The following is a 16,057-nucleotide window of genomic DNA, read 5'->3' as shown; positions in this document are numbered from 1 at the left end:
ATCACCCCTGTTAGCACTCTCTTTCAACGAGTGCTAATTGTATAAACAAAATTACCAAACTCAAATAAAAATGTCAATTATAACTCACCAAGAAACGCTTGAAATACTTCATTTCCTAACAATTTTCCTTTTCTTGTTAAACGAATCCCGATGTCATCTTGTACAATGAGACCTTTTTCTTCTAATTCTTCAAGAACGGTGGAAAAGAGCATTTCTGGTGCAGCTCCATATTTTGCTTGGAAGTGGGTGGTTTTAATGCCTTCGATTTTTCGTAGACCTAAAAACATTTCTTCTTCTATCTGCTCCCGCTTTGTGACCTGATGTGTTTCCTTATAGGGGAAGCCTGTTTGTTCAATCAGCTCCAAATAGTGTTTCACTGGCCCAGCGTTCACATTTCGGATGCCATCTACATAGCCATGCGCCCCTGCACCAAAGCCGAAATAATCTTCATTGCTCCAATATGTGAGGTTATGCTGGCTTTCAAAACCACGTTTAGCGTAATTGCTAATTTCATATTGTTTGAGTCCATGACGCTCCATTTCATCCATGACAAGCTCGTACATTTCAGCCTCACCTTCTTGGGATGGTAAATGCAGCTTCCCTTTTTGCATCAAGTTGTAAAAAAACGTCTTAGGCTCCACAATGAGTGAATAGACAGAGTAATGCTCTGCACCTAAGGAAAAAGCGGTCTCAAGTGAATTCAGCACATGATGCTTTTCTTGATGAGGCAAACCAAACATGAGATCAAGACTAATGTTGTCAAACCCAACCGCTCTTGCTCGTTCAAAAGAGGTTAGGACATCTTTCTTTTGGTGAACCCGGCCGATTTTTTTGAGCAAGTCATCTTCAAATGTTTGTACGCCGAAGCTTAGCCGATTCACGCCAGCTGATTTGAGGACATGCAGTTTATCAAACGATAGTTCGTCTGGGTTGGCTTCTACTGCAAATTCGATCAGGTCTTTTGACGGCTTCAATACGCGATAAATGCTGTCCATGAGCTGATCTAGCTGACTGACTGTCAGGGATGTCGGGGTTCCCCCACCAATAAAAATCGTTTTTAGTTCTTCCTCTCCCTTTTTCTCGATCGTGTGCTGCATCTCTTTTTCAAGTGCGGCTAAGTATTCATCTACTGGCTGCGTTTTGATGAAAAATTTATTGAAATCACAATAGTGACATATGTGCTCACAAAATGGAATGTGAATGTATGCTGCTTTCATTTGATGACACCTTCTTTACAGGTAAAGAGCCGCAGTTTATTGCTGCGGCACCTTTGTTTGTTTGCGACTATAAACATCAAGGCGAACATTGTAAAGCAGGTTGCCTTGAGGACCTTATTTTTTCGGCGTGCTGTCATCCATTTTCAGCACAGCCATGAATGCTTCTTGCGGGACTTCAACTGAGCCCACTTGCTTCATGCGCTTTTTCCCTTCTTTTTGCTTCTCAAGAAGCTTTCTTTTCCGGGAAATGTCTCCACCATAACATTTGGCAAGTACGTTTTTACGCATCGCCTTAATGGTAGAACGAGCCACGATTTTTTGACCGATTGCCGCCTGAACTGGTACTTCAAAATGCTGGCGTGGAATAAGTTCTTTGAGTTTTTCTACAATGATCTTCCCTCGTTCATATGCATAATCGCGGTGAACAATAAAGGAAAGGGCATCGATTTTTTCGCCATTAAGCATAATATCCATTTTGACAAGAGTGGATGGACGATAGCCTATCAGCTCGTAATCAAAGGATGCATAGCCTTTTGTATTGGACTTTAGCTGATCAAAGAACTCGTAAACGATCTCTGCCAAAGGAATTTCATAAACAATACTGACGCGGTTGGCATCAAGATATTGCATATCAATGAAATTGCCGCGTTTTCCTTGGCAAAGCTCCATGACAGAGCCTACGTAATCATTTGGCACCATCATTGTAGCCTTGACGTATGGTTCTTCAATTCGCTCAATCTTTTGTGGATCAGGCAAATTGGACGGGTTATCTACGACGATTTTTTCTCCATCTGTCATATAGACATCGTAAATAACACTTGGTGCTGTCGTAATGAGGTCAATTTTAAATTCACGTTCAATTCGTTCTTGGATGATTTCCATATGAAGCATTCCAAGAAAGCCGCAACGGAAACCGAAGCCAAGTGCTTGGGATGTCTCTGCCTCATATTGAAGTGAAGAGTCATTTAATTCAAGCTTTTCTAACGCTTCACGTAAGTCGTTATATTTCGCTGTGTCAATTGGATAAAGTCCGCAGTACACCATCGGGTTCAGCTTTCTATATCCTGGCAGTGCTTCTTTGGCAGGGTTCTCCGCACTAGTGATCGTATCCCCTACACGTGTATCCCCAACATTTTTGATGGCAGCTGTTAAATATCCAACATCTCCAACGGCGAGTTCGTCTGTTGGCATTGCTTTCGGTGTGAAAACGCCGACTTCAAGCACTTCAAATTCTTTTCCTGTTGCCATCATTTTGATTTTCTGACCGGGTCTTACGGTTCCTTGGACAATCCGTATGTATGCAATGACGCCTCGATACGCATCGTACAGGGAATCAAAAATAAGGGCTTGAAGAGGTGCTTCTGGATCTCCAGCTGGTGCCGGCACTTTTTCTACGATTTGTTCTAAAATATCCTCGATCCCAATGCCCGCCTTCGCAGATGTCAAAACAGCTTCAGATGCATCCAAACCGATGACATCTTCAATTTCTTTTCTTACACGCTCAGGCTCTGCACTTGGCAAATCGATTTTATTGATTATCGGAAGAATTTCTAGGTTGTTATCAAGAGCTAAATAAACGTTTGCAAGTGTCTGTGCTTCAATTCCTTGCGCTGCATCTACAACGAGAATTGCGCCTTCACAGGCAGCCAGGCTTCGGGATACCTCATAGGTGAAGTCGACATGCCCTGGTGTATCAATCAGGTGCATAATATATTCTTCTCCATCCTTCGCCTGATATTTCAGTTGAACAGAGTTTAATTTAATTGTAATGCCGCGTTCACGCTCTAAGTCCATGGAATCAAGTAATTGTTCTTTCATTTCTCGTTGAGTAATCGCCGCTGTTTTTTCCAAAATACGGTCCGCCAATGTGGATTTTCCATGGTCAATATGGGCGATAATGGAGAAATTTCGAATTCTTGATTGCCGTTCTAATCGTTTTTCTTTATCAGTCACAATCTATCACTCCTACTATAAAACGCGGGTTGCGCTAGGATAGATTATATCAATAGGGTTGTAAAGATTCAATCGAAATCAAGAAAAGCCGCTCATCGATTAGCGGCTTTCATTAAAATGGGAATATTTCATTAAACATGGCATAATGAAATAATTGGATTGGTTTTGCCAAATTTAATGTTTATTTTCCATTCACCCAATCATAAAGAGAACGGGCTGCATGTGTCATGCCATCAGATAGAGCTTTTCCGGCCTTTGAGAAGGCATTAAAGCTCTCCATTTCTTCAAGCTGTTTTTGTTTTTCTGCTAAATCCTTTTCTGTGACGGATGTCCCTAAGATAGAAGCTTCTCTTTCTTGGTCGTCATTCACTTGAATGGAGAAGGCCCCTTTCAATTTTGGATCATGGTAGCCCTTCATTTGCAGCATCCCATTATTCGCTTGTTGCATTCCTAAAAAGACACCAAACAGCAAGACCAACCCTAATATAATGGTTTTTCCGATAAATGAGCCCATGCCCGTCACCACCTTAAGAACGTTTTTTCTCATCCTTTGTCTTGCCATTTACTTTTTCTGCGTCCCAGAAAATTTCACTGAACACATCAGCGGCCGCATTGGATGCATTTTTTAATTCTTCCATATTATTATCCACACCGCCAAATTCTAAAAGAAGAGCTTTGTCAGATAAATCTTGATTATAGATTCCATTATCGCCAATTTCTCCTTTAGCAAACACTCCGATGCTAAGTCCTTTATATTTTTTTTCCATCAAATGGTGAAATTCTGTCGCTATCTTTAAATTCTTCTCATAGCTTTGATTCTTTTTCCCGATCACAAATGCAATTCTCGCATATTTTTCCCCTTTGATCTCCACAGTGGTATCTTTCTTTCTTCTTGAATCACGGTGAATATCAATTAAATATTCAAGGTCATCATTTTTAGCGAGGGCTTCTTTTACAACCAATCTTGATTCATTATACGATTGTGGATACTTTAATCCTTTTTGCAGAAGCCTTTTTTCAATTTCTGTTTTGTCTACTATATTGCCGACTCCTTGTTGATCAAGCGCCTTCCCAAACATTTCCCCGACAAGGGTTACGTTTACTTTTGAGTGCCGTGCATTGTTTGGGTTGGTTTCCTCTTTTAAAAATGGCAAATATGATTCCGTATTATGTGTGTGATAAATGTACACGGCTTTTCGTTTTCCTGTAGAACGGTTTGGCTCTTTTACAGGCTTTTTCGGCTCATCCTCATCAAGCTTGTCCAGCTCAGCTAAATTTGCTTCTTTCTCATCTTTGATAACTTCACTTGGTGGTGGTGATTCCATTGGCATGTTGGTATAGTCTGTTCCTTCACCCGCTAAGATGATTTTTGTATCAAAATGTTCAAAGCCTGGCAGCTCTCTTCCCAGAAAACTGCGCGGATCTTCTAAATTGATACTTGTCGCAAGCTTGAGTGACAGTCCAGAGAAATTGAACCCTTTTTGATTTTTTGGAACTGCTGAGGCGAAATATTGGTTTTCCATCCCCATCAGTGTGGCAAAGAACGCTCCTGACAGCTCATCAGCCACCCCATACAACGATGCTTGAGGTCTAAGCTCAGGTTTTAAGGACGTCAAAGCTCCTGACATGACAAACACGACCACAAGAGAGGCAATAAACAAGAAAATACTTTTCACTACTTTGGTTCCATTAATCGTAACGACCAACTGTCGACGACGGCGGGGTCTTTTTTTCATGATTTACTCCCTCCAGCACGCTTTCTAGTAATTACACTATGAGCGAGCTAGAGAAAGTAGAACAGATTAATGATTATAAGATCCCATGTTATCTTGAGAGATTTTACCATGAAGTGCTGTGTTTAATCCATTGGCGATTACGTTCGCCATGTCGTCAATGAATGTATCCACTTCCTTAGGCGTTACCATTAAGTTTTGCCCTAGCGGCGCAAGCACTTCATGGATGAGCTGTCTTTTTTCTTCTTCAGGAAGCGTTCCTACTATTCCTAGAAATGATTGACGCGTTTCTTCATCTGGTAAGTCTTCTTCGTTTAACACTTTTTTCTTCCCAAATGTCAGACCAGCTGGCACAAGAGAGCGGGAGGGGCTATCATCTTTCAGTTCTCTACCAAAATGCTTTAAGACATAATCAATCGTGTCACTTGCGATCGTCACTGCATCAACAACTGTCGGAACACCAATTGCAATCACTGGAATACCCAATGTATCTCTGCTTAATTCCTTACGCTTATTCCCTACACCAGATCCTGGATGGATGCCTGTATCAGAAATTTGAATCGTTGTATTCACCCGTTCCACCGCACGAGCGGCAAGTGCATCGATGGCAATCACAAAATCAGGCTTGGATCGTTCTATCACGCCTTGTATAATGTCACTTGTTTCAATACCAGTCAGTCCCATCACACCAGGTGATAAAGAAGACACTGGGCGATAGCCTTCCTGTACATTTTCTGGCTGCAATTCAAATAGATGACGGGTCACAAGTAAGTTTTCAACTGTAAGTGGCCCTAGGGCATCTGGCGTGACATTCCAGTTTCCTAAACCCACAACAAGACAGCTGGCATCTGCCTGAATTCCTCGGTCTTTTAAAAACTGAGCAAAATGAAGGGCGAAGACTTCGACTACTTTTTCTTGCATCTCAGAATCCTTCTCACGAATCCCCTGCGCCTCTAGCGTCAAGTATGTACCTGCCTTTTTTCCGGTCATCTCTTCTCCTTCTTTCGCGATATCCACAGTGCGTATGCGGATGCCGTTCTCTTCCTTTTCCTTCTCGACAATCCCTTGAATGCCGTCTTTTTTAATGACATTAGGATCGTTTTCTTGTTCTAATATCTCTTTTGTTTCAACGGCCAAGTCTGTCCGAATTTGATAAGCGCTTAAATCAAGTTTCTGTTTCTTCATGAAAAGGCTCCTTTCACCAAGTAATTAACAGTAGTCTTTCCATCTCTGAAGAGAAACATTCGAGCGCTTCATCAATGAAAAATACTTTACATTTATATTGCATTCTAATGGTGTGTTTGATAGAATACAATTTGTTCTATTGTGAAGATTTAACCTTAAGACAATTGTGTTTAGGTTGTATCTTAGGAGGTGAAACATATGCCAAATATTAAATCAGCGATCAAACGTACAAAAACGAATAACGAACGCCGTGCACACAATGCAACAATCAAGTCTGCGATGCGTACTGCGATTAAACAAGTTGAAGTTTCTGTAGCTAACAACGATGCTGAGCAAGCAAAAGCTGCTCTTTCTTCTGCTGCAAAACGCATTGACAAAGCCGTTAAAACTGGTCTTGTACACAAAAACGCAGCCGCGCGTTACAAATCAAGACTTGCTAAACACGTAAACGGACTTTCTGCATAATGATTGCATCGCCTCAGTGATGAGGCATCTGTTTAACTGTACGTCCGTCCTGACCGGCTTAGCCATAAGGACAGACTGGCAATTATACATCTAAACAAAAACGACCCTCTTTTTAGAAGGTCGTTTTTTTATGCACCTAATAACCGAACCAAGAAAAGCTCTAACAATAGCTGCTTGTCCTTTTTACCCGTTTTCATTTCATAATCGATGGTGGAGAGCCCTTTCACGATCTGCTTTAGCTCTTGTTCTGAAAACAGTCTTGCCTGGTCCATGGCGAGCTTAACCCGGAATGGATGGACCTTCAAATTTGAAGCAATTTGTTTTTGGCCATATCCCTGCTGGGCGAAGTATTTTGTATGCAAAATCAATCGAAATTGATTTGAGATGAGTGCCAATATTTTAATGGGCTCCTCATTTTGTTTCAACAGGTCATAAAACATTTGCATCGCCTCAGAGCGGCGTCTGTTCACAATTTGGTTAATGAGTTCAAAAATATTCTGCTCTAAGCTTCGTGCCACGAGCTGATTGACATCAGAAAGTTCAATTTCTTCCCGCTTTCCAATATATGTACTAAGCTTCCGAACCTCTTGGAAAAGAGAGGACAGACTCCCGCCACATAACATCACAAGCTGCTCAGCCGCATCGGCTGTTATCGCTTTTCCTTCTGTCTTAGCCAGCGTGATCATAAAATCAGTTGTTTCTTTAGGATTTAACTCTTTCGCCTCGACTACAGCCGCTTTCTTTTTTAGCAATTTGGTGATTTTCTTACGTTCATCCAGTTTTTCATATGGCGCTAATAACACAAGAATCGTATAGGGCGCTGGCTTTTCTAAATAGGATTCTAACACGGAAAGTTGATGCTCTATCTTCTCTTTTTTCTTTTCGGCTGTGAGAAAATAAGGATTCTTGATCACAACGAGACGTCGTTCTCCCATAAACGGAAAGGTTTCTGCGTCTGTCACAGCCTGCTCAAGCGGCACCTCTTCCATATCGAAGACGGAGTAATTAAAATCTTTTGTCTCCTCGTCAACCACAGCTTGTCTCAGTTTAGCAACTGTCTCTTGCAGCAAATATGTTTCTTTTCCATATAAGCAATAAACGGGATGGACATCCCTTTTTTTAAAATTATTCCATATATCAAAGACCATATGTTGAATCCCTCTCTTTCACTTCCTCCTCTATCCTAAAGTGTGTTGGGACATTAGTAAAGAGGAAGCTGAAAGTGCCGCCTCCTCATTTATAGTAAACGTCTGGCGCAAGCTCCCGGGTCAGCTTGCTGTCAGGCGATATTCATAAAATGATTAAGAAAGTGGAAAACGGTTACTTTACCTTCTAGCAATTCCAATTGAGTTCAAGTATACTAAAATTAGCCAGGAGGGATGAAAATGAATGAATTTGAAAAAAATGTTCAAAGCAAGCGGAATGATGTGACCGACTCAGCTGTTGGTTTTGTCGTCACATTCGGATTTTTCGCCTCAATGTTTATTTTGGCAACAATCATACACCTCGTTGGATCTTAAACTTCATGACTGTAAATGACTGCCTTTTTGGCAGTTTTTTATTGATTTTGTAAGATATCATATGGAGAGTGCGAGTAAAACGTTCCATTCTGATCAATAAATTCATAGGTCACACTTCCATCTAGATCTGTACGGTACACCCTCAACTGATGATCATTCAATTTTTTCAATACTTCTTGATGGGGATGATGATAACGATTTCTTTCACCTGCCGAAATCATTGCATATGACGGCATTAGATGCTGAAGCCATTCTTCACTTGTTGATCCCTTGCTCCCGTGATGTCCAACCTTTAGTACATCCGTGTGCAAATAAGGATAAGCTTTTATGATGTCCCGTTCGCCTTCTTGTTCAAGGTCACCCGTCAATATAAAGTGCTTCCCGCCAAGAGTAAACGTTAGAACGAGTGAATCATTATTCTTCGTTGTCACTTTGCCTTGAGCTGGATGAAGAATCTCAAATTCTTGACCTCCAATTTTTAGCTTATCCCCTCTCTCTAATTCATCAACAGGGACTCCTTTACTAGCTGCTTCTTTTAATATTTGTGCATCTTCTGGACTTCGAGCAAAGCCTTTTGGCACAGCCAGCCGCTTTACTTTGTTTCTTTGTATTAAACGGACTGCTTCCCCCATGTGGTCTTGATCCGCATGTGTGAGGATAAGAAAATCGAGTTTCGCTATTCCTTTAGAATGCAGAAAAGGAATGAGCGTTTGATCACTGATCGTAGATACTTTTCGTCTTTTTTTCCACGGTTCTTCTTTAAAAGAAAGTCTACCTCCTGTATCCACTAATAGATTCCCCTTTCGATGAGGAAGCTGAATAAACAAACTATCCCCCTGCCCTACATCCAGCATCGTAACCTCACCTTTATGAAGAAAATTTGGAGTAAGATAGTGTGCGCTCAGCACTACAATGAGAAAAAGAATGGGCAAAATATAAGATTTCACGGAAGTTTTGGTCTCCAGCACAAATAGCAGAAAGATAATAGATCCAACTTCAAGAAGAATATGCCACCAAGTAGATTTCATAAAGATCAGATTGAACCCCTCATAATTAGCTATATATGCTGATAAATGATGGCTAAGCTGGATCACCCAATCAAGTAGCTGAAACATTTTTTGACCAAGCGGAAGGTACACAATAGACAAAAGAAAAAAGAATAAAGACAGCGGCATGACAACCGTTGTATAAAAAGGCACAAAGATCATATTTAAGGGAATGCTCAGCAAAGAAAATTGCTGAAAGTGATATAAAAGAATAGGGAGCGAAGCAAGCTGCGCAACAAAAGAAATGAGAAATAACTGCATCACCGCACTTTTCGCTTTTGATAAGATCCTGGCAGACAACAAAATAAAAAACGTCACCACGTATGAAAGCTGAAAACCAATATCAAATAAGTAAAGTGGATGAATGGCCAATAACAGCAAAAATGTCACACTTAACACCACCGTAGAAGACTGTTTCATTTCTTTTGGCAGGCTTATGATCATTAAATATATCCCTGCCATAAGACAAGCTCTTAAAACGGAGGGCGCAGCACCTGTTAAACATACATAAACCGGAAGAAAACAAAGTAAAACAATACGTGTTGTCTCTCTTGTCACCCCAAAACGAATCAGACACCAAAATAAACAAGCTAAAAGAGTCTGAACATGTAGTCCTGAAATTGCTAGTAAATGAATCAAGCCGAGCATTTGATAATCTCTTAACGTGTCAGGGTCAATCCACTCACGATCTCCAAATATGAGAGCCTGTACAATCCCAACAGAACGCTTTGGAACATGTTTTTCTAAAAATTTCAGCCCTTTTTGCCTCATGGTTTCAAGAAGATATGAATGTCTCTTTTTTTTCGAGCAGCTTTTCATAGACTGCGGGAGGAAAATAGCATTAATGCCTTTTGTTTTAAGAAATTGATCGTATTGAAATCCGTTAGGAATGGTTGCTCGTTTAGGTAATCGGACATCACCAGTCATATGGCAGCTCATACCTGGTTCCACACCTTTCAGCAATTCCTTTTCATACTCCGTTTGAATCGTATAAAAAGCCACTAATCGATCATTACCTGCTGAAACAGTTGCTGAAAAACGATTGCCATCTATATTCGGAATACTTTCAATCACAACTAAATCAGACAGGGATTTTTCTTCAATGACATGGCCTGATTCAAATGACTGATGAACCATAAAGATGAGTGTATAGACAGTTCCGCATAAACTAACCATTAGAAATAGCTGGGGTGTTTTTTTCAGTAGGCTGAGAAGAAAAAAAAAGAAAAGAAAGAGAAGGAAAAACATATGAAGATCAAATGCTGCCAGGGCAATTACGACAGCTGCCGAAATCGCCCCGAAAGGCAAATAGTTAAACATAGGAAGTGAATAATTGGTTCGCCTTTTCATGCATGTCTCGAATTTCTGTTTCGCTAAGTCCTGATTCACTTAGCTTACCGATTAAATCTGCAACAAAGGCTAATTTCTCTTGATTTTTTAGGTCAATGATCATTTCATCTAGTTCAACCTGTTCTATTTGAACTCCGGCCTGCTCAAATAAATCGATAGCGTATGGATGATTTTTATAATCCTTTGCATAATACACTGTTCGAATGCCTGCTTGAATAATGGCTTTACAGCACTGTAAACAAGGAAAATGCGTGACATATATTTCAGCATCAGCTGTTGGTGCGCCAAACTTGGCACATTGTAAAATGGCATTCATCTCCGCATGGATTGTGCGTACACAGTGATGATCAATGACATAGCATCCCACATCTGCACAATGGACATCACCAGCAATTGAACCATTGTATCCTCCTGCGATGATGCGCTTGTCTCTTACGATAGTTGCCCCAACAGCTAACCGCTCACAGGTACTTCGTAAAGCAAGCAAATGGCTTTGAGCCATAAAATATTGATTCCATGAAATTCTTTCCACGAGCTGATCCCTCCAGAATGATGTATGGTATTAAGTGTACATGCCTTTCTTCTATACCGTCAATTTTACTTGACGGTTAATTGACTTTTCAGCCGTTCAACTGTCTTATCCCCAAAACCCGGAATGTTCCGCAAGTCTTCAATTTGTTGAAATTCTCCATGTTCCTCTCTATAAGTAATGATGGCTTCCGCTTTGGCTGGCCCTATTCCGTTAATTGTCTGCAATTCCGTTGCATCGGCTTGATTGATATTGACACCTTGACTCTTTTCATTCCCTGATGAAGTGTCAGTTGCTGCTGTTTGCCTCTGCGTGTCCGCTTCTCCCTGCTTGCGAACATAAATCATCATACTATCCTCTAATTTTGCTGCTTGATTGATTTCAAACGTATCTGCTTTACTAGTAAAGCCTCCTGCTCTTTTAATCGCTTCCTCAACCCGTGCATCAGATTGAAACATATAAACACCTGGCTTCCTTACAGCTCCTTTGACCTCTACAACAATTGATGATGGTTCATTTCCTACGTTATCTTGTTTTTCTTCTAATGTGAGTTTCCTTTCTTTATTTTCCTTTAATACGCTTGGCTCGGTGCTGTTTTGCCCTTTTCCTACTAAAAAGAAGAGGATGATTGTCACCATGATCATTAGCCCTGCAATGATATAAAGACTGTATTTTTTCAATGGACTGAGTCGCTTCACTTGCTCACGCTTCTTTCATTCATAATTTCCCATAGCTCAACATACTGTTTAGAAGATAACAGATCCTATGCGTCTAAGGAGGGAGAACGTTTGAAGATAGGTTTAATCGGTACAGGAAACATGGGTACCATACTTACTGAGGCATTTATTGAATCGAAGGCAGTCAATCCCTCATCCATCACCATCACAAACAGGACCATTGAAAAAGCGTTCAATATAAAAAAGAACCATCCAGAGCTCGAAGTAACCAAACAGCTTTCAAGGGCTGTGACAGATAAGGATTTCATCTTTATTTGTGTCAAACCACTTGATATTTACCCGCTGCTAAAAGAGCTGAGTCCTCTTTTAACAGAGCAGCAAACCATTGTCATTATCACAAGTCCGATTCATCCTGAACAGCTTCAAGATATCGTTCCTTGTCAAACAGCTAGGCTGATCCCAAGCATCACAAACCGCGCTTTATCAGGCGCATCACTATTAACTTTCGGTTCATCCTGCAATGTCGCGACTAAAACAGCGTTAAGACAGTTAGCTTCCGGTATTTCAACACCAATTGAAATCCATCATTCGATTACAAGAGCTGCCTCAGATATCGTCAGCTGCGGACCCGCTTTTATAAGCTTTCTCGTTCAGAAAATGATTGAAGCCGCCGTCGAAGAAACTGATATTTCAAAAGAAGAAGCCACCACCTTATCAGAAGATATGCTTGTAGGACTTGGCCGTTTGATTGAAAAAAGAGTCTATACCCTTCCCACACTGCAAGACAAAGTGTGTGTGAAAGGTGGCGTCACTGGTGAGGGAATTAAAGCTCTTGAAGCAGGTGTTCAAGATATGTTTCACCGACTTTTTCAGAATACCCATGAAAAGTTCGATGAAGATCTTAAAGCGGTAGCGCAACAATACCCTACAAGTGTGTTTACTGATGATCGCAGAAATTAATCATCTTTGCAACAAGAGAAAAAAGGGTTTTAAAAAACCATCGTTCCATTAAACGATGGTTTTTGGTTTCTTGGCGGAGATAAAATATCTTTCGGAGAATTCCTGAGGTGCTTCATTTGTAAAATCAGCGGTCACTTCAATCTTTTCGAAGCCAACAGACTCTAGGAACAATGCATATTTCTCAAATGTGAATGTACGCTGTTCATGTGTCTCATCATAACGTTGATACACGTCTCCGTTCTTTACAAAAAAGCTTAAATCATGAATAACCGAATATAGGGCATCCCCCTGATCACTCTGCCAAATATAGCTGATCTCTTCATCTTGATCTGCATAAGTAGAGCCAGGAAATACCTTTTCCATTTTATAAGGGGTATGAACATCAAAAAGTAAAACTCCATCTTTCTCTAAAAGCTGAAACATGTTTTTAAAGGTTTTTTTGACGTCATTTTCGTTTTTTAAATAATTCAGGGAATCACAGCAAATGACCGATGCTTGAAACGCTTGATCAAAGCCGGTAAGCTCTCTCATATCTTGATGTAAAAATTGAATTGGCAGCTTGTGAGCTTGTGCTTTTTGCTGCGCGAAGGCCAGCATCTCTTCACTTAGATCAATTCCTGTCACCACGTGGCCATTTTGAGCTAATCGAAGAGAAATTTCTCCAGTTCCACAGCCTACATCGATAATTTTTGCCTTCGGTCCAATATACTGCTGTATCCACTGAACCCATTCATCATAAGGTGCATGTGTCATGAGCTCATCATACACACCTGCAAACCCTTGATAAATCATGAGTTAATGCCAAGCGAAAGTGTTTCTCTTGGCGCATCTCCCCATAGTTTTTCTAAGTTGTAGTATCCTCTTTCTTCTTTGTGGAACACATGAGCAATGACATCTCCTAAATCAATCAATACCCATCTTGCCTCGTCAAAGCCTTCCATCTTTTTCACTTCGACTCCACTTTTTTCTGCAAGATGTTTTACTTCTCTTGCAATAGCTTGTACTTGCTTGTCAGAGTTCCCATGACAAATGAGAAAGTAATCTGCTACAAGTGAGATTCCTTGCATATTAAGGGCAATAATCTCCTCAGCCCGCTTATCATCACACGCTCCTGCTGCGATGTTTAAAATCGATGATGCATCCATTCCATCATTCCTCCTTAGTTGTTCTTATGCACTAGCGAGTTGTAAGTCGCAATTGTATCTGGGAAGACTGGCTGATTCTTTTTCATTAAAAAGTTCACTGTATTTTTTAACGATTGAATCAATGAACTGTCCAAATCATTTTCTGCTAACTCCCGCACTTCTTCTACACCAGGAAAATGGCGCCCTGGCTCAATATAGTCTGCGACATAAATGACTTTCTCAAGCAATGTCATGCCTGGTCTGCCAGACGTATGAAACTCAATCGCTGTTAAAATATCTCGATCGTCTATTCCTACTTCTTTATTAACCAAATATGCACCGACCGGAGCATGCCAAAGCTCGGGTGAATAATCAAGCAATAAAGGGTTCATCTGTTCTTGTTGGATGATGCCCTTCATTTCTTCCTTCGGTCTAAATTTGGCATAATCATGAAAAATAGCGGCAATCTCTGCTTTTTTTACATCTGCGCCGAACCGTTCCGCTAAAGAAATGGCTGTATCCATGACCCCAAGTGTATGTGTATATCTATGCTCTGTTAACTGCTCTTTGACACAGTTCAATGCTTCCTCACGATTCATATAAATGATGCTCCTTTATATAACGCTCAACAGCTTTAGGAATCAAATAATCAACAGGTTGCCCCTGCTCTATTCGTTGCCTAATCAATGTCGATGATACATCAAAAGCTGGAACATCTGCAAATAAAAGAGGATACGTCGTGCTCCCTTCATCACCATGCCTTTTCATCCCAATAAAGGTGATCATCTGAAGCAAATCATGAATTCGGTGCCAATTAGGCAAATAATCCACCATATCCGCTCCAATCATAAAAAAGAACTCATCCTCAGGATGACGTTTCTTTAACAGCTCCACCGTATCTACTGTATAAGATGGACCCTCTCGCTCCATTTCAATGAGCTCCAGCCGAAAATGCATATTTGACTGAATCGCTCGTTCCACCATTTTCACCCGGTGATGACTATCTGCTCGTTTTCGGCCCGCTTTATGAGGGGGGTTGTGATTTGGGATAAACCAAATTTCATCAAGCCCCACCTGAAAGCGCACCTCATTTGCCATTAGCAGATGCCCATTATGCGGGGGGTCAAACGTACCGCCGAACAACCCTATTTTTTTCATATCTCATCCACCTTTACGGCAGCTTAATTTGTTTATTTTCCTTAGATTCTTTATAAAGGATAATCATATTTCCAATCGTTTGAACGAGTTCAGCTTTTGCACCCTTTACAAGTGCTTTAGCGACCTCCGTTTTATCCTCGTCGCAGTTTTGCAATACGCTGACTTTTATCAGTTCTCTTGCTTCAAGCGCCTCGGAAATTTGCTTGACCATATTGTCATTTACCCCGCCTTTTCCAACTTGAATAATGGGTGATAAATGATGTGCTTGTGCACGTAAGAAACGTTTTTGCTTACCTTTTAACATGGTGTTCCTCCTAATTTCTCTATGACAATTGACTTCATTTTTAGGGCGTCGGGTGTGATGCCTGTCCACAGTTCAAAGGCTCTTGCCGCTTGACCAACAAACATGCCAACACCATCTACTGTTTTCAAACCTAATCCAGTTGCTTCTCTTAGCAGTTTTGTTTCTATTGGATTATATACAATATCACAAACGACCGCTGTTTTTTTTGCGTTTGCTAAAGAAATTGGGGTTTCTTCAACATTCGGATACATGCCGATTGAGGTTGTATGGATAATGACATCATAATCCCCAAGCTGGTCTTCTGCTTTATTTAATGCGAGTGCACTGGAGTTGATGTTTCCATGAGTACTTTCAATTAATCCCTCTGCTTTTTTAATGGTACGATTGGTAATATCAAAGCTTTTCGGTGCATACTCAGCAATCGTCGTATAAATCGCTCTTGCCGCTCCGCCAGCACCGATCATGAGAAATGATAGCTCTGATAACGGCTGATCCAAGGCTTCAAGCAATGAATGAAGAAAGCCCTCTCCATCTGTATTGTACCCAACAAGTTGGCCTTTTTCGAGCCGCACAGTATTGACTGCACGTAGGCGTTCAGCTGTCACATCAATTTTGTCAAGGTACTGCATGATCTCCACTTTGTGCGGGACAGTGACGTTAAAGCCCCTGATTCCTAAGGCTTTCATGCCGCTAATGGCATCTGCAAGGTCACTTTCCTCTACTTGAAAGCCCTGATAATGCCCGCCAATCCCAGCATCCTTTAATGCTGCGTTATGAATATCCGGAGACATTGAATGGCCAACAGGGTTACCAATTAATCCATATAAAGGTTTCAA

18 protein-coding genes are annotated in these 16,057 nt (G+C 40.9%); 3 read left to right on the top strand and 15 right to left on the bottom strand.

Translation table 11 applies throughout. The annotated features are described in order from the left end of the window. Nucleotides 1–77: 77 nt before the first annotated feature. The 5 genes from hemW to gpr form a co-directional block, all read right to left on the bottom strand. A complete protein-coding gene (gene hemW, locus LC033_RS03135) occupies nt 78–1,217 on the bottom strand; it encodes a radical SAM family heme chaperone HemW (RefSeq protein ID WP_226566814.1) in 1,140 nt (379 codons plus the stop codon). A gap of 114 nt (nt 1,218–1,331) precedes the next feature. Further along, entirely contained in the window at nt 1,332–3,170 is a 1,839-nt protein-coding gene (gene lepA / locus LC033_RS03130) for a translation elongation factor 4 (RefSeq protein WP_226566813.1), read from the bottom strand. Between the two features lie 181 nt (nt 3,171–3,351). Continuing rightward, the gene (locus LC033_RS03125; RefSeq protein ID WP_226566812.1) at nt 3,352–3,684 is read right to left on the bottom strand and encodes a YqxA family protein; all 333 of its coding nucleotides are present in this window, start codon (nt 3,682–3,684) and stop codon (nt 3,352–3,354) included. A 13-nt stretch (nt 3,685–3,697) separates the two neighbouring features. Further along, nucleotides 3,698–4,906 (bottom strand): stage II sporulation protein P, encoded by a 1,209-nt coding sequence (locus LC033_RS03120; RefSeq protein ID WP_226566811.1) that lies wholly within the window; start codon nt 4,904–4,906, stop codon nt 3,698–3,700. Nucleotides 4,907–4,972: 66 nt separating this feature from the next. After that, nucleotides 4,973–6,088 (bottom strand): GPR endopeptidase, encoded by a 1,116-nt coding sequence (gpr, locus tag LC033_RS03115; RefSeq protein ID WP_226566810.1) that lies wholly within the window; start codon nt 6,086–6,088, stop codon nt 4,973–4,975. A 198-nt stretch (nt 6,089–6,286) separates the two neighbouring features. Here gpr and rpsT point away from each other — a divergent pair, with 198 nt between their 5' ends. After that, on the top strand, nt 6,287–6,553 hold the full coding sequence (gene rpsT / locus LC033_RS03110) for a 30S ribosomal protein S20 (protein ID WP_226566809.1): 267 nt from the start codon (nt 6,287–6,289) through the stop codon (nt 6,551–6,553). Nucleotides 6,554–6,681: 128 nt separating this feature from the next. On the opposite strand, the gene holA is transcribed toward rpsT, so the two are convergent. Continuing rightward, complete coding sequence (holA, locus tag LC033_RS03105) at nt 6,682–7,701, bottom strand: DNA polymerase III subunit delta (RefSeq protein ID WP_226566808.1); 1,020 nt, start codon at nt 7,699–7,701, stop codon at nt 6,682–6,684. Between the two features lie 237 nt (nt 7,702–7,938). Here holA and LC033_RS03100 point away from each other — a divergent pair, with 237 nt between their 5' ends. Beyond that, the gene (locus tag LC033_RS03100; protein ID WP_226566807.1) at nt 7,939–8,073 is read left to right on the top strand and encodes a YqzM family protein; all 135 of its coding nucleotides are present in this window, start codon (nt 7,939–7,941) and stop codon (nt 8,071–8,073) included. A gap of 38 nt (nt 8,074–8,111) precedes the next feature. On the opposite strand, the gene LC033_RS03095 is transcribed toward LC033_RS03100, so the two are convergent. From LC033_RS03095 to LC033_RS03085, 3 genes are all read right to left on the bottom strand, one after another. Further along, nucleotides 8,112–10,439 (bottom strand): DNA internalization-related competence protein ComEC/Rec2, encoded by a 2,328-nt coding sequence (locus LC033_RS03095; protein WP_312887854.1) that lies wholly within the window; start codon nt 10,437–10,439, stop codon nt 8,112–8,114. Further along, a complete protein-coding gene (locus LC033_RS03090; RefSeq protein WP_120208234.1) occupies nt 10,432–11,001 on the bottom strand; it encodes a ComE operon protein 2 in 570 nt (189 codons plus the stop codon). The genes LC033_RS03095 and LC033_RS03090 overlap by 8 nt, the downstream gene beginning before the upstream one ends. A 65-nt stretch (nt 11,002–11,066) precedes the next feature. After that, nucleotides 11,067–11,696: a helix-hairpin-helix domain-containing protein gene (locus tag LC033_RS03085; RefSeq protein WP_226566805.1), complete on the bottom strand. Its 630-nt coding sequence runs from the start codon at nt 11,694–11,696 to the stop codon at nt 11,067–11,069. Between the two features lie 90 nt (nt 11,697–11,786). Between LC033_RS03085 and comER the strand changes: the two genes are divergently transcribed. Beyond that, on the top strand, nt 11,787–12,635 hold the full coding sequence (gene comER / locus LC033_RS03080; protein WP_226566804.1) for a late competence protein ComER: 849 nt from the start codon (nt 11,787–11,789) through the stop codon (nt 12,633–12,635). A gap of 48 nt (nt 12,636–12,683) precedes the next feature. On the opposite strand, the gene LC033_RS03075 is transcribed toward comER, so the two are convergent. Genes LC033_RS03075 through aroE form a run of 6 tightly spaced genes read right to left on the bottom strand, consistent with a single transcriptional unit; the run spans nt 12,684 to nt 16,057 of the window. Next, on the bottom strand, nt 12,684–13,427 hold the full coding sequence (locus LC033_RS03075; protein ID WP_226566803.1) for a class I SAM-dependent DNA methyltransferase: 744 nt from the start codon (nt 13,425–13,427) through the stop codon (nt 12,684–12,686). Next, nucleotides 13,424–13,780 carry a ribosome silencing factor gene (gene rsfS / locus LC033_RS03070; RefSeq protein ID WP_226566802.1) on the bottom strand — a complete coding sequence of 119 codons (357 nt, stop codon included), beginning with the start codon at nt 13,778–13,780 and terminating at the stop codon, nt 13,424–13,426. Before rsfS ends, LC033_RS03075 begins: the two co-directional genes overlap by 4 nt. 14 nt (nt 13,781–13,794) lie before the next feature. Beyond that, nucleotides 13,795–14,358, bottom strand: coding sequence for a bis(5'-nucleosyl)-tetraphosphatase (symmetrical) YqeK (gene yqeK / locus LC033_RS03065; protein ID WP_226566801.1), 564 nt, complete (start codon nt 14,356–14,358; stop codon nt 13,795–13,797). Beyond that, nucleotides 14,348–14,917, bottom strand: coding sequence for a nicotinate-nucleotide adenylyltransferase (locus LC033_RS03060; RefSeq protein ID WP_226566800.1), 570 nt, complete (start codon nt 14,915–14,917; stop codon nt 14,348–14,350). Before LC033_RS03060 ends, yqeK begins: the two co-directional genes overlap by 11 nt. A gap of 13 nt (nt 14,918–14,930) precedes the next feature. Then, complete coding sequence (gene yhbY / locus LC033_RS03055) at nt 14,931–15,221, bottom strand: ribosome assembly RNA-binding protein YhbY (protein ID WP_226566799.1); 291 nt, start codon at nt 15,219–15,221, stop codon at nt 14,931–14,933. Then, nucleotides 15,215–16,057 carry a shikimate dehydrogenase gene (gene aroE / locus LC033_RS03050; protein ID WP_226566798.1) on the bottom strand — a complete coding sequence of 281 codons (843 nt, stop codon included), beginning with the start codon at nt 16,055–16,057 and terminating at the stop codon, nt 15,215–15,217. Before aroE ends, yhbY begins: the two co-directional genes overlap by 7 nt.

This window comes from Bacillus stratosphericus, from assembly GCF_020524495.1.
In the GTDB taxonomy this organism is placed as follows: domain Bacteria; phylum Bacillota; class Bacilli; order Bacillales; family Bacillaceae; genus Bacillus; species Bacillus stratosphericus_B.
Note: the sequence above shows the minus strand (reverse complement) of the source record. Positions and strands in the feature narration are given on the sequence as shown.